Below are 13,237 nucleotides of genomic sequence, written 5' to 3' on the forward strand. Positions count from 1 at the left end.
ATGCCTCCGATGAATGATCTCGACGAGCTCGACCGCAGGATCCTCGCGGCACTGCACGTGAACGGCAGAGCCAGCTGGACCGACATCGCGCAGGTGATCGGCACCTCGACCACCACGGTGGCCCGGCGTGCCCAGCAGCTGTTCGCCTCCGGGGCCGTCCGCGTGGCGGTCGTGCCGAACCTGGAGCACGACGGCCCGGTGCACGTCTTCATGGTGCGCGTCAGCTGCGCCCCCGGCAGCCAGCTCCAGGTGGCGGGGCTGCTGGCACGCAACCCCGACATCCGGTTCGTCGCCATCGTCACCGGCGCCCACGACATCGTCTTCGAGCTCGTCGCGCCCAAGGCCCGCGACCTGTACTCCATGCTCGTCGACTACGTCCACCACATCCCGGGCACGCTCAACAGCAGCGCCGACCTGGTCCTGCACACCTACAAGGTGACCTACGACTGGAGCCTGCAACTGCTGGACCAGGCCGACAAGACGCTGGCCGTACCGCCGAAACCGCAGTCGTGCGAGCCCGGCCACCTCGACGAGGTCGACCGCGGCATCCTCGCGGCCACCCGCGTCGACGGCCGCGCCGGCTTTCAGTCGATCGCCGACGGCCTCGGCATCAGCGAGAGCACGGCCAGGCGGCGGCTGGAGGCGATGCTCGAACGGGGCTGCGCGACCGTGGCGACCTTCATCCCGGCGGCCGCGCTGGGATTCGAGGCGGAGATCCTCTTCTGGCTGTCGGTCGAGCCGGCCATGCTGGACAGCGTCGCCGAACGGCTCAACGCCGAGCGCGGAGTCCGGCTCATCACGGCGACGCTGGGGCAGGCGTCGCTGATGTGCGAGGTGATCATGCCGACCACCGCCGACATCCACCACTTCACCTCGCGGACCCTCGCCTCCATCCCCGGCATCCAGTCGTGGACGGCGAACGTGCAGGTGCTGGCGGTCAAGCGCGGCTACCTGATGTGGCCATGGGCAGAGGCCCGCGTCGAGGCGGCCCTCGCCGACACACCCGGCTAGCCGCGTGTGCCTCACCGGCCGACCTGCTCGTATCCCCGCGGCTGCCGTGCGGCCAGGTGAACGAACCCGGCCCGGCGCCCGCCCTTCGCCCTTGGCTGAACGTCATGGACAGGTCCCCGGCAGGCGTTCGTGGGTTCAGGTGGATGCGACGGCTGCTGCCAGGTTTGACAGTTTCGTGCAGGTGTGGACCACGGGCACCACCGCCGGCCGTCGCGCGCCGATCTTGCGGTTCAGTCGTCCCGCGCCGCCGCTCGCTCGATGACCGCCCTCACCACGCCGAAGATCGCTCCCTGCAGCGCCGCGGCCACCAGCACCTCGCCCCAGCCGTAGCGGGTCGAGTCCGCCTCGGGCGGTTCGTCCTTGCCGGAGGCGAGCTTCCACGCATGCTTGAACACCGTGCCGGCGACCAGACCGCCGAGCACACCGCCGGCGATCCGTGCCGGCTTCGCGATGACCTGTTTCATGACGGTCTCGCTTACCCAGCCAGATCAGGCTTAGTCGGCCGGCCGTACCGGATCCCCCGCGACGAAGCGCCAGGCAGACGTCGGCCAGCACCGGGTGCCGGCCGGCGTCGGCCAGGAGGATGTCGGCCGGGTTGACGTCGCGGTGCACGACGCCCGCGGCATGTGCCGCCTGTGACGCCTCCGGCACCTGAAGCCCGATCCTGGCGTCGACGCCGGGGGTGGTCGATAGGGTGATCCGGTGAGGCTTACGCATTTCGGGCACGCGTGTGTGCGCGTCCAGGACGGCGATCGGGTGCTGGTGATCGATCCGGGCACCTTCTCCGACGCGGAGGCGGCTCTGTCCGGAGCCACGGCCGTCCTCATCTCCCACGAGCACCCCGACCACATCGACGTCGAGGCGCTCAAGGCCGCCCGTGCGGGCGATCCGGCGCTGACCGTGCACACCCATGCGGCGCTGGCCGCCGAGCTCGGCGAGGGATCCGTCGCGGTCGCCGCGGGCGAGAGCTTCACCGCCGCCGGCTTCACCGTGAAGGCCGTGGGCGGCGTGCACGCCGAGGTCATCGACGGACTGCCCGGCTGCCCGAACCTCGGGTACATCGTGGACGGCCTCTACCACCCGGGCGACTCCCTGTTCGTCCCCACGGACGAGGTCGACACCCTGCTGGTCCCGGCGGCCGGCCCCTGGCTGAAGATCGGCGAGGCCATCACCTTCGTCCGTGCCGTACGGCCGGCCCGCGCGTTCCCGATCCACGACATCCAGCTCAGCGAGATCGGTCTGGAGTACTTCGACGGGTGGCTCGAGGAGGAGACCGACTACGCCCGCATCTCGGCGGGCGACGCAGTCGATCTCTAGATCGAGCCGCTGAACGAGAAGAATCGTTGACGTGCCATCACACGCTTGATATTAATTCACCAACTGGTTGGTGAATTAATTGAGGTGGACATGACGGCGACGCGACGAGGCAGGCCGCCCGCCGGTCCGGAACGTTGGAACGCGCTGGTGCAGGCGGCGTATCAATGTCTGGCCGAAGGCGGGTTCGAGCGGTTGCGACTGCGGGACGTGGCCGCCCGGGTGGGCATCGACCACTCCTCGATCCATCACCACTTCCCCACCAAGCAGGATCTGGTGGTGGCGGTCGTGGACCACGCCACCCGGCAGTTCTGGTCGACCACACCGCCGGACGGCGGCCCGGTGGAGCGCCTGCGGCAGCACCTGGCCACGCTCCGCCAGAAGATCATCGACCAGCCCGAGCTCCACATCGTCCTGCGCGAGCTGGATCTGCGGGCCCGGCGCGATCCCCAGCTGCAGGAGATCATCGCCGGCCGGGAGGAGGGCTGGCGGAACTCGCTGCGCGCCCTGCTGAGCGATGCCGCCGCTGCCGGAGTGCTGGCCCCGGGCGTCGGCCCGGCGACGGGAGCGGAGTTGGTCATCGCCACCGTCAAGGGGGCGAGCCTTGCGTCCGGCCACGCCGGCGACGTCCTCAACCTTCTCGACCGGCTGCTGATCCGCGCCTGACCCAGCCTGCCCTCTCAGGAGGAACCTCATGTCCGCACATCCGCTCCGCGTCGTCATCGTCGGCGCCGGCATCGGCGGCCTGTGCCTGGCCCAGGGCCTGCACGCCGCCGGGATCGACGTCACGGTCCACGAACGCGACGCCGCGCCCGATGCCCGGTTACAGGGATACCGGCTCAACATCGAACCGGTCGGCAGCCGGGCGCTGCACGACTGCCTTCCCGCGCACCTCTGGCACATCCTGGTGGCCACCGCCGGTGATCCCGGCCCCGGGATGGGGGTGTTCACCGAGCGGATGCGGCTGCTGATGCGCGAGGACGCCCCGCCCGCGGAGCGTGACCCGTCCGACCAGACGCACGCGGTCAGCCGGATCACGTTGCGGCGGCTGCTACTTGCCGGACTGGACGACATCGTCCACTTCGGCAAGGAGTTCACCGGCTACCGGCACAACGCCGACGGCACCGTCACCGCCCTTTTCGCCGACGACACCACCGCCACGGGTGACCTGCTGGTCGGCGCGGATGGCGCCAACTCGCGCGTACGCCGGCAACTGCTGCCGCACGCGCGGCGCTCCCCCGCACCCGGCGTCGGGATCGGCGGCAAACTCCCGCTCGGTAAAGGCGCGTCGTGGCTGCCCGAGGAGGTGATCAGCGGGAAGAACATGTTCCTGCCGAAACGGGACTTCCTGTTCACGGCGGTGTTCCGCCGCAGGGAGACCGATCGGGCCACGATCGAGCGTATCGGCGACCAGATGCGGGCCATCGGCCTGGACCCGGATCTCCTCGTCCAGAACGCCAAGGACGACGACTACGTCATGTGGGCCTACGTCGCCCATAAGCGCGTACTCCTCGACGCCCCCGCGGCCGGGCGCGGGCGACGGCTGCGCGAGCTCGTCGCCTCTCGCCTGACCGGCTGGCATCCCGGCCTGCGCGAGCTGATCGCCCAGACACCCGCCGGCACCATCGAGCGCTTCGACTTCGCCACCGCCGAGCGGGTGAAGCCGTGGCCGACCACGAACGTGACCGTGCTGGGCGATGCCATCCACTCCATGCCACCGGTCGGCGGGCTCGGCGGCAACGCCGCGCTGTACGACGCCAACGCGCTGCGCCGCGCGTTGATCGCGATCGGCCGGGGTGAGGACGACCTGCTCCCCGCCGTCGCCGGGTACGAGCGCACGATGCTGAGGAACGGCTTCGCCGCCGTGCGAGCCGCGACCATGTACCTGCGCCTGGCCACGCTGCGCAGCCGCGCGGTCCGGGCCATCGCACGGACGTTCTTCCGGCTGTGCGGCGTACTCCCTCCACTGCGCCGAGCGATCTTCTCGGACTGACTCCTCACCAGGTGCGCGGCCGGGCCGGAGATTCCTTGATCAGCCCACTGAGGCGGTCCCGGCCCCACGAGTTCGCCCGGCCATGAGCCTCCCCTACAGCGTCTGGTCGGAGAATTCTGGAGTACGGGCGAAACGCGTCTTCTGAAACAGGTCGGGTACATTCCGTTGCGATCGCCGTTCGTGCTTTTGCAAACCCGCTGAGCGTTGTGATCTTTGTCATGCTCCCGGGCATTCACATCCAGTAAATCTCATCGTTAGATGGACGGGCGATATCCCTTTACTCACTGCCGAGCCAGAAGATTGGAGAATCCATGTTCAACGCTGTTCGCATGGCTGCCGCAGTCGCGGTCAGCGCCGTCGGTCTTATCGCCGCCGGCAGCCCGGTTCAGGCCGGAACCGCGGCCGCGCAGTACGTGGCGACCATCAACACGGGCGGGGAGAGCTTCCGCGTGCGCCTCGTGGAGCCCAACGACGTCGAGGCGGCATACCGCAACCTGTCCGGCCAGGGAAACCGTCAGCACATCAATGGAAAGATCCTGACGGGGACCGATGTCAATGTCGGGTGGAGCTGGCACTTGGATCCCAGCGACGTGGAGTTCGTCGACATATCGATGGAACTTTGCGACGGCAAACCGTCCGATGTGGAAAACGGCACGCTGTCCGGCGACCGCTTCTGTCCCTGGGGCACACAGGTAGTCGACATTCAGCCGCTTTCGCCCGCTAATTGACCACGATTTCGTGCGCCGCTCTCGCATTTAGGCCCTGACGCGGGTGCGGGGACACAAGCGCAGGCCGCTGCCACCGGTGGCGGCCTGCGCGGCCACGACCGGCTCGGCACGGAGGCGGTGACGATCGGCCGGGAGCCTCCCGTGTGCGGCGGCTTGCCTACTTCGTGAGGGCGGCGGTGGCTTCGGGGGCCGTCAGGTCGGCGGTGCCGTACCAGCGGTAGGCGAGGGTCGTACCGGAGTGGCGCTCCAGGCTGATCCATCCGATGCGCACGCAGGAGCTCTTCGGGTCGTCGGTGATGTTCTCGCGTACCACGATCCAGCCGGCCACACCCCGGTCGGGCTCGCGGGTGAGGGTGCCGGAGCAGCCGAGTTTGGGGTAGGAAACGGTGCCCGCCCGGCTTCCCGGCAGCGCTCCCCTGGTGAGGGTGAGTCGCACCCGATACCGCCCCGAACCTTGCTGGACGGTTCCGCCCCACCGTCCCGCCATCGACTTGGTGATCGGGATCGGGGTACCGGACTCGACGGCCGACGTGCTGCCCAGCCGTACCGGCCTGCTGCTCGGAAGCCACTGCGCCAGGAGCTGGACGCTGAAGACGAGCACCATGAGCATCGAGGCGGCGATCGTGGCGACGGCGAGGGCGCGGCGGAAGACGAGATAGCTGAGCGGCGGCCGGCCCTCCAGTCGCGGTCTGACCTCCCAGGGACGGCGGGCGTCGCCCGTGGTCAGCTCCTGGGCGGAGGCGTCACCGAGGTCGGCGCTGAGCCGCAGGCCGGTCAGCCAGCCGAGCATCTCGGCGATCCGGCCCGAGTCCGGCGGCAGCCCCGAGGACAGGTAGCGGACCTGAGCGCCCTGGTGGTCGAGTTCACGGACCAGATTGCCGAGCCCCATGAGCGTGAGCCACGCCCGCACTTCTTCGATCCCGCGGCCGGAGGTGGTCTGCTTCAGCAGGTCGGCCTTGGTGAGGACGACCGCGACCCGGCGCTGCTTGCCGCCATCGGCGCGGCCGGCCAGCTCATTGCGCAGCCGGTTGAAGGTGTCGGCCGGGTCTTCTCGCGACAACATGACGCCCTTGGCGGTGAGCGCCTTGCGTTCGCTCTCCAGGAGGTGGTCCTGGACCTCCGGCAGCGCGAACGGATCGATGATCAGGATGAGCGCCTCGCCGTGCGAGAGGTAGCGCATTTCCTCGATCTTGCTGGCGCCGGTGTAGTGCTCGCCCGAGGGGTCGAACAGGTAGAGAATGCGCTTGCCGCCCGTCCCTCCGGGCAGCGCCACGTCCAGCATCACCGCCTTGGGCAGATCAGGCAGGGTCTTGCTGACCCGGCCCGCGGACAGCTCCCTCCGCAGGTTTCTGAAGGCCTGCTCGTCGCTCTTCTGGGCGAACAGTACGCTGCCTCCGGCGGTGTTCACCGCGCTGTGCACGGCGTCCACGGCCAGCGCCATGAACGTCGTCTTGCCCGCGTCCGGCCCACCGGCGAAGGGCAGCGGCTCGATCCTGACCCTGCCCACCCTGGTGGGCAGCTGCCGGTCACAGACCGGGCAGAGGGCCTGGAGGCGGTAGCGGCCGAGCAGGATGGTCGTCGGCAGGCGCGTTCCGCACCGGCACACGTGCCGGGCGGCGCCGTTGGTGTCGGGCGTCAGCCGCGCGTGCCGTGCCCCGCAGGTGGAGCAGGCGTACACCGGCAAGGTGAACCGCGCGTAGCAGCCCGGATAGGGGCAGGTCTGCAGGATGCGGCGGATCACCATGAAGACCTGTTCAAGGGCGCGCAGGACCGCGACGCAGGCCAGCCAGCCCAGCAGGCCGAGCACGATCGCCACGAGGTACATCGCGACGACGAACAGGGCGATCAGCCCGGCGGGCACGAAGGCCGCCACGATCCCGGCGACGACGCCGATCCAGAGGGGGAACAGGAACCAGGCCTGCTCCCCGCCGACCAGCACGCGGGTGGCGGTGCTCACCGCCTTCTCGGCCCGCGCGACGACGCGTGGCATGGTCCCGCGTACGATCGCCCGCCAGTCCTTCCACACCTGGCCGACCAGGTAGTGCCGGTAGGCGGGGTCGCGACCGGCGCTGCCGTCGGGCCGCATCACCGGCGAGGGGCCGTCGGCATGGTCGGGGAAGAGGGTGGCGTGCACGTACAGCAGATGGATGCCGACGGCGATCACCGTACCGGCGAGCAGGACGACCGGAAAGATCATGACGGCCACGAAGACGGCCAGCATGACGGCCGCCAGCCACAGGGCGGCCAGGAAGAGGAACCCCCACATCAGCGGCCTCCCCACCAGGGGAGGAGGGTACGGCGGCGCGGCTCCACGAGGCGCTGCACCCCCGCCCACAGGTCGCGGTCGGCTTTGAACCGGCTCTCCAGCGCCCCGAACCGGGAGCGGCTGTTGACCAGCGCTCGCGCCCACTCCTCCAGGACGCCGATCACCAGCTTGTGCCGGTGCAGGCGGATGGCGATCTCCAGCAGGGCGGCCTGTTCCCCGCGATCGGCCTTGGGGTTGAGCCAGACGGCGAGCAGCCAGTGCCTGACCCGGTCCGAGCCGCGCCGCAGCAGGTCGATCCGGACCTCGGTCGGGTGCCTCGCCAGTTGCTTGGCGGCCCACTTCAGCACCTGCTCCCGCAGCGGCGCGTACACCGACAGCTCGCTCAGCCGCTCGACGTCGGCGAGCAGGCGGGCGAACGGCCGTTCCGCGGCCATTCCCACGGCCAGCAGCACCGCGTGGGCGTCGTCGGCGGTGCTTCCGCGCAGGCCGGCCCGCGAGGTCAGGGCGGCGACCTCCCTGACGTCCTTGTCCTTCAGCCCGGCGCGCACGAAGAAGCGTCCGGGCAGCTCCGCCAGCGTGTAGAAGTCCTCCAGCCGCTTGCCCAGGGCCTGCAGCAGCCGGTGCAGTTCGGCGGCGGTGGGCTCGGCGCTCCAGATCGCCGCCAGCGACGCCTCCCGCTCCGCCGACTGTCCGTCACCGCCCAGGGACAGGATCCGCACGCTCGCCTCGGCCCGGTCCAGCTCGCCCGCGCTCACCTGCCAGGCCAGCACGGCCGCCGCGAGCGACGGCGCCGCGCTCAGGTCCCGGCCCGCCAGATCCCGGCAGAACTCCGGCGTCAGCGCCGCCTCACGCGTGCGGCGAGGCGCCGCCTCCAGCCCCGCCAGCAGCCCGGCGAAGACCGCTTCGTGCCAGCCGTACGGCACGCGTTCCAGCAACGCCTGCCCGTCGCCCACCCCCATCCGGGCCAGCCCGGCGACCGCCACCTCCACCTCAGCGCCGGGCAGGGACAACGCGCACTCCCTGGCCACCCGCAGCACGCCGACCAGGTGCGCGAGGTCGCGCGAGCTCGTCAGCTCGGCCCGCGCCACCTCGCTCACCCGATGCCGGAACGCCTCGGTCAGCGGGCCCGGCGGCTGCAGGCTCGGCTCGCGCAACGCCAGGACGGCGCAACGGGCCGCGCACGGCGCCGCCGCCTCCGCGGGTCCATGGGCCGCGACCGTCCGGGCGAGCGGGTGATCGAGCAGATCGGCCCGCCGGCCCAGCAGCGGCCACACCCAGTCGGGAAGGCCGCCGGCTGCCAGTGCGGCGACCGCCGACTGCTCCTCGGCGGACAGGGTGGCGCCCGCCAGGCAGAGCGCGACCACGGCCGCCGCCGTTTCCGGGTCGGCCGGGCCGAAGTCCGCGAGCTCGTCGATACCGCCGAAGTCGGCGGCACGCCACAACTCGCGCATCGTCGTGGAGAAGCGGCCCGCCTCGATCGGCTCCGGCGGCCCGGTCAGCTGGAGCACCGTGGCGTCCAGGTCCGCGGGGATCCACACGTCCGGCGTGGTGCCGACGATGAGCTGGGCGTTGGCGGCCGGATCGCCGCTGTAGGTGACGAACGACAGGCGGAGCACCGTCTCCCAGGGCAGCGAGTAGGAGATCACCGCGATCCATCGGACGATCTCGCCGGCGTCGGGGTGCACCAGGACGATCCGGCCGTGGCCGGTGGAAAGGCTGCGCCGTACCAGCTCAAGCAGGACGCCGAGCCACTCGTAGGCGAGCCCGCCGTGCTCGTTCAGCCACTCCCCCAGCGACTCGGGGTCCAGCGCCGTGCCCGGCAGCAGATCGTCCAGGTGGGGCAGCTCGGCGCCTGACGGCGCGGGACGCCCGGCCCACAGGGACGCCTGCCAGAACTCGACGGGCCGCACGCCCACCAGCTCGACCTCGTCGGCCACGACGGCCTGGCCGAGGAAGTTGCCGTAGCGGCCCGAGTAGTCCTGCCCGAGGTAGGCGCAGCGGGTCAGGGTGAGTCGGTCGCCGGCCGGGCCGTAGGACATGGCGATGGGCATGGCCGCGATTTCCTCGCCGGTGGGCGCGGTCGGGGTGGTGGGCGGCGGGCGATAGGTGAAGTACGGGGTCACCTGGGCGTCGAGCTCGGGAGGAAGGCCCGGGCTCCGGGCGACGATCTGGAACCCGGCCCGTCCTGACGGCCCGTTCTCTGCCGAGGTGTAGTGGAGTTGCCAGGCCATCGGGCTACCTCCGGACGCCGTTGAGCATTTTGAAGCGGTACAGCAGCCACAGCAACGGGTCCTCGACCCGGTAGGGCCGGATGCCGCTGCGGGCGACGGCCTCGCCCTCCGGCACGGAGCCGAGCGCCGACAGGCCGAACAACGCGTAGGTGGTGTAGTGCTGCTCCAGGTAGCGGTCGATCATTCCCGCCTCCCACTGGTGCAGCAACGATCGGACCTGCTCGTCGACGGCGTCCCTGTCGTCCAGGTCGAGGGCGCCGATCGGCTCGCGGGCGCGGTGGAGCGCCGACTGGCGTTCCATGGACTCCCGCAACTCGTCGATCTTGCTGAGGGCGACCGCGGCCGGGATCGTCAGCTTGCCGCTCTTGCCGCGCAGCAGCTCCGTCACCCGGGCCACCACGTCCATCTGGTCGCTCATCAGGTCGCTCGCGAGCGTGCCCGAGCGCGCCCTGGCCGCGCCGGTGAGCGCGGCGTGAGCGCCCGGCAACTCCAGGGGATCGAGCAGGAAGATGACGGCGTCGGCCGCGCTCAGATAGCGCAGGTGCAACTCACTCATCTCGCGCTGGCGCAGGTCCTCGCCCGCGGTGTCGAACAGGACCAGGGTCAGCGAGGCCGTACGCCGCCGCAGCCGCCCCACCGTGCGGGTGAACAGGTAGACCAGCGGGTCACGCGGACTGGCCGACGCGGACTGGGTGCTGAGCAGCAGCTTGCGCTCGCCGTACAGGGGACCGGCGAAGTCCTGCTTGTAGCGCTCGATCGTGCGGTCGTCGCAGGGCACGATCGAGGAGTGCAGTTCCTCCCCCACCCTGTTCATCAGCTCGTGGACGAGCACGGCGATGTAGGTGCTCTTGCCCGCGTGCTTGGCGCCCACCAGCGCGACGATCTTGCCCGGGTTCGCACAGTACTCCGCCGGCAGCCGGTTGTGGCAGGACGGGCAGACCCGCCAGGCCGACTCGCGGGAACAGGAGGGGCAGGTGGCGCGCCGGCCCGCGCGCCTGGCGGTGAAGACCGGCGGCAGCGCGGGGGCGTTGGCCCCGCCGCGGAACGCGCCGAGCACCGTGTCGGGCTGGGGCGCGCACCCTTTCGCCCGCCCGCCGACGCCCAGGCAACGGAAGGCGATGCGGCCGGGGGCCACCTTGGTGAAGCAGTAGGGGCACGTGATCACGGGCTCATCCCGCCTTCAGAACACGGACGGGCGGATCGACGAGCTCGACCGGCCCTTCGGCGAAACAGCGCAGCCAGTACGGCCGGCGCTGTCGTGGACAGGGCACCGTCAGCAGTGCCGGGGTGGTGACGGCCGACCACTCCCCGACCACCCGCCCCTCGGCGGCGGAGGCGGGCTGGATCCGCCCCGCCTTGATGACCAGCACGAGCCGCTCCAGCCGCGCCGGGACGTCGGAGGTCACCTCGACCTGGAGCTCCCGTCGCCACGGCCAGCCCTGTCTGCGCAGGTCGTAGCGGACCGGCGGAGCCGAGGCGAGGGGCGCCGGCACCGCGGGGCCGTGCACGCGCGTCCCCTTCACGACGGTCGTCGGCACGAGCTCGATGGCGGGCGCCTCCTGTTCGGGGATCTCCAGCCGGATGCCGCCCTGGCTGCGGTAGGCCGCGGCGCTCACCAGCAACCGGCGAGAACTCCAGCGCACCTCGATCTCCGGGACGTCCGGCGGCCACTCCAGCCCGATGAGAACCGCCGTCCCCCGGCGGACGGCGCTCACCCGCTGGGGCGCGCCCAGATTGACGTGCTCACGGCAGGCCCCGACGACGGCGCGGTCACCCGCGACGGTGACGGCCAGCAGAAACTGCGAGCCGTCCCCGGGGCACACCACGTACCCGCCACGCACGGGCCGGGCGGGCAGCGTCCTGCCCGCCGCCCGGATCTCCTCCAGGCGCACCTCCGTCTCGTACGGCCAGCGCGGCTCGGCGGCCAGCGCCAAGAACTCCACCACCCCGGCCGCCGGCTCCGCGCAGCGGATCAGCACCTCGCCCGGAGCGCCGGGCGCGGATTCGAGCGTGAAGCGCGCGACCGGCTCGGGGCGGGCCGCCGGGACCACCGAGCGGCGTACGCCGGGCGTGGTGACCTGTCTGGGTCCGTCCTGGTAGACGGCGGCGATCACGTACTCGTACGTCGCGCCATCGCGCAGCCCGCGCTCGCGGAAGCCCGAGCCCTCTGCCTGAACCGGCCTGCCGTCGCGGGTGACCATCACGCGCACGGCCTCGGCCGGGGATCGCCAGCTGCCGGTGACGACACCGTCGGAGCCGGACAGGCGCACCTCGTCCGGCTCCGGGCGAAGGGTCAGCGGAAGCGCGGCCACGGGGGTGGAGGCGGCCTGCCCGCGTCTGGCCACGACCGCGTACGTCACCGGCGTGTTCACCGGCGGGTTCTCGTCGCGGGCACTGACCCGTCCGGTCTCGGCACAGGTCAAGCCGTCGCGCAGCACCTCGTACGAGATCTCCCCCGCGCGGGACGCGGACGGCTGCCAGGTGATCACCACGGCCCGTTCGCTGACGGCCGCCCGCACACCGGCAGGAGGGTGCGGGGCGAGCCCGGCGAGCATGGCCGTCGCCCCGGCCAGGTCGGGCACCCGGCCGAGAGCTTGCTCCAGCATGATCCAGGCCTGATCCGGATCGTGTTCGGAGCGGGCGGCGTCCCGGAGGCGGATCGCGTTGGCCAGCCGGACACGCACGTCCATGGCCAGCTCGGCCGCCTCATCGGCCAGCGCCTCCGGAGGCAGCGCCTCGGCGAACTCGGCGGCCGCCTGGATCTGGCCCGCCTCGACCAGCTCGCGCAGCCTGCTCCCCGGCCCGCCCAGGACACCGCTCTCCTGGCGGATGGCGAAGATCAGCGCTTTGGCGTCTCCCTCGTCCAGCCTGAGCTCGTCGGTGGCGTACCGCATGAGCGTGTCGTCGTAGGGATGCTCGCGCACGCGCTCGCGCAGCCGCGTGATCACGTCGAAGCGCACCAGGTCGGCCGCGTCGGTGACGTGACGCAGCGCGGTCAGCACGGTTTCCGCGCCCACCGTCCACGGCCCGCGCGTCCGGGAGTGCGCCTCCTGCTCCAGGCGCTCGACCCTGCTCATGATCTCCGGCATCCGGCCCAGCACCTTGATGGCGGCGGCCTCTTCGCCGAAGACGTACACGGCCAGGTTCGGCTGGATCATCGTGTCGAGCGCCTCGCGCACCTTGGCGTAGGCGGCGTACGGCGGGGCCTGCGGCAGTTGGTCCGGCTCGCGGATCTCGATGCCCAGCTCCCCGGCCTGACGCCTGGCCTCCCCCTCGCCGAGCCCGACGGACCTGGCGATCCCGGCCACGACGTCGGGAGGCAGCAGGCGCAGCTTCCCCGCGGCGTCGTCCAGGCGCCGCCGCAGGTCGCTCAGACGCTTTCCGGCCCGCTCCGCCGACTGCTCGATCTCCGCCCGTAACGGGCCGAGGTCGCCCTCCGCCGCCGCCTGGAAGATCGCGCTGAACCTGCTGCCGTGCTCGGCCTCCAGCGCGTCGATCAGCTTGCGGTACTTCAGCTGCCCGCGTGAGCGCCGCCAGCACTGCCGCACCTGCCGTACGGTCGCGGTGACCTCGGCGGCGCTCATGGACTCGTTCAGCTGGTAGCGCTCGCGCAGGTCGGGCGGGGGCACGCCGCCCGACAGGCGGGCGGGTTCGAGCACCTGCCGGAGGTAGCCGCTCTCTTCGAAGGGCATGG

The 13,237-nt window shown here is 71.4% G+C and carries 10 protein-coding genes; 5 read left to right on the top strand and 5 right to left on the bottom strand.

Going from position 1 to position 13,237, the window contains the following annotated elements; genetic code table 11:
* Positions 1–9 precede the first annotated feature (9 nt).
* The gene (locus ACIBHY_RS40520) at positions 10–1,011 is read left to right on the top strand and encodes an Lrp/AsnC family transcriptional regulator (RefSeq protein ID WP_397254171.1); all 1,002 of its coding nucleotides are present in this window, start codon (positions 10–12) and stop codon (positions 1,009–1,011) included.
* Between the two features lie 230 nt (positions 1,012–1,241).
* On the opposite strand, the gene ACIBHY_RS40525 is transcribed toward ACIBHY_RS40520, so the two are convergent.
* Positions 1,242–1,475 carry a DUF4235 domain-containing protein gene (locus tag ACIBHY_RS40525; RefSeq protein ID WP_397254173.1) on the bottom strand — a complete coding sequence of 78 codons (234 nt, stop codon included), beginning with the start codon at positions 1,473–1,475 and terminating at the stop codon, positions 1,242–1,244.
* A gap of 238 nt (positions 1,476–1,713) precedes the next feature.
* Here ACIBHY_RS40525 and ACIBHY_RS40530 point away from each other — a divergent pair, with 238 nt between their 5' ends.
* The 4 genes from ACIBHY_RS40530 (at position 1,714) to ACIBHY_RS40545 (ending at position 5,046) form a co-directional block, all read left to right on the top strand.
* Positions 1,714–2,328 carry an MBL fold metallo-hydrolase gene (locus ACIBHY_RS40530; protein WP_397309513.1) on the top strand — a complete coding sequence of 205 codons (615 nt, stop codon included), beginning with the start codon at positions 1,714–1,716 and terminating at the stop codon, positions 2,326–2,328.
* A 90-nt stretch (positions 2,329–2,418) separates the two neighbouring features.
* On the top strand, positions 2,419–2,991 hold the full coding sequence (locus tag ACIBHY_RS40535) for a TetR/AcrR family transcriptional regulator (RefSeq protein ID WP_397254178.1): 573 nt from the start codon (positions 2,419–2,421) through the stop codon (positions 2,989–2,991).
* A gap of 28 nt (positions 2,992–3,019) precedes the next feature.
* A complete protein-coding gene (locus ACIBHY_RS40540) occupies positions 3,020–4,318 on the top strand; it encodes an FAD-dependent oxidoreductase (RefSeq protein ID WP_397309514.1) in 1,299 nt (432 codons plus the stop codon).
* Positions 4,319–4,629: 311 nt separating this feature from the next.
* Positions 4,630–5,046 carry a hypothetical protein gene (locus ACIBHY_RS40545; protein ID WP_397254182.1) on the top strand — a complete coding sequence of 139 codons (417 nt, stop codon included), beginning with the start codon at positions 4,630–4,632 and terminating at the stop codon, positions 5,044–5,046.
* 157 nt (positions 5,047–5,203) lie between these two features.
* Here the strand turns inward: ACIBHY_RS40545 and ACIBHY_RS40550 are convergent, their stop codons facing one another.
* Genes ACIBHY_RS40550 through ACIBHY_RS40565 form a run of 4 tightly spaced genes read right to left on the bottom strand, consistent with a single transcriptional unit; the run spans position 5,204 to position 13,235 of the window.
* Positions 5,204–7,312 carry a hypothetical protein gene (locus tag ACIBHY_RS40550; protein WP_397309515.1) on the bottom strand — a complete coding sequence of 703 codons (2,109 nt, stop codon included), beginning with the start codon at positions 7,310–7,312 and terminating at the stop codon, positions 5,204–5,206.
* Positions 7,312–9,543, bottom strand: coding sequence for a hypothetical protein (locus tag ACIBHY_RS40555; protein ID WP_397309516.1), 2,232 nt, complete (start codon positions 9,541–9,543; stop codon positions 7,312–7,314). The genes ACIBHY_RS40550 and ACIBHY_RS40555 overlap by 1 nt, the downstream gene beginning before the upstream one ends.
* Positions 9,544–9,547: 4 nt before the next feature.
* On the bottom strand, positions 9,548–10,708 hold the full coding sequence (locus ACIBHY_RS40560; protein ID WP_397309517.1) for a hypothetical protein: 1,161 nt from the start codon (positions 10,706–10,708) through the stop codon (positions 9,548–9,550).
* A 4-nt stretch (positions 10,709–10,712) separates the two neighbouring features.
* A complete protein-coding gene (locus ACIBHY_RS40565) occupies positions 10,713–13,235 on the bottom strand; it encodes a hypothetical protein (protein ID WP_397309518.1) in 2,523 nt (840 codons plus the stop codon).
* Positions 13,236–13,237: the final 2 nt, after the last annotated feature.

Source organism: Nonomuraea sp. NPDC050547, from assembly GCF_044457345.1.
In the GTDB taxonomy this organism is placed as follows: domain Bacteria; phylum Actinomycetota; class Actinomycetes; order Streptosporangiales; family Streptosporangiaceae; genus Nonomuraea.

Bases quoted from the DNA above. Each gene is read 5' to 3' on its own strand.
- ACIBHY_RS40565 (WP_397309518.1), bottom strand. From the start codon at position 13,235: ATGCCCTTCGAAGAGAGCGGCTACCTCCGGCAGGTGCTCGAACCCGCC.
- ACIBHY_RS40550 (WP_397309515.1), bottom strand. From the start codon at position 7,312: ATGTGGGGGTTCCTCTTCCTGGCCGCCCTGTGGCTGGCGGCCGTCATG.
- ACIBHY_RS40545 (WP_397254182.1), top strand. From the start codon at position 4,630: ATGTTCAACGCTGTTCGCATGGCTGCCGCAGTCGCGGTCAGCGCCGTC.
- ACIBHY_RS40555 (WP_397309516.1), bottom strand. From the start codon at position 9,543: ATGGCCTGGCAACTCCACTACACCTCGGCAGAGAACGGGCCGTCAGGA.
- ACIBHY_RS40535 (WP_397254178.1), top strand. From the start codon at position 2,419: ATGACGGCGACGCGACGAGGCAGGCCGCCCGCCGGTCCGGAACGTTGG.
- ACIBHY_RS40525 (WP_397254173.1), bottom strand. From the start codon at position 1,475: ATGAAACAGGTCATCGCGAAGCCGGCACGGATCGCCGGCGGTGTGCTC.
- ACIBHY_RS40520 (WP_397254171.1), top strand. From the start codon at position 10: ATGAATGATCTCGACGAGCTCGACCGCAGGATCCTCGCGGCACTGCAC.
- ACIBHY_RS40540 (WP_397309514.1), top strand. From the start codon at position 3,020: ATGTCCGCACATCCGCTCCGCGTCGTCATCGTCGGCGCCGGCATCGGC.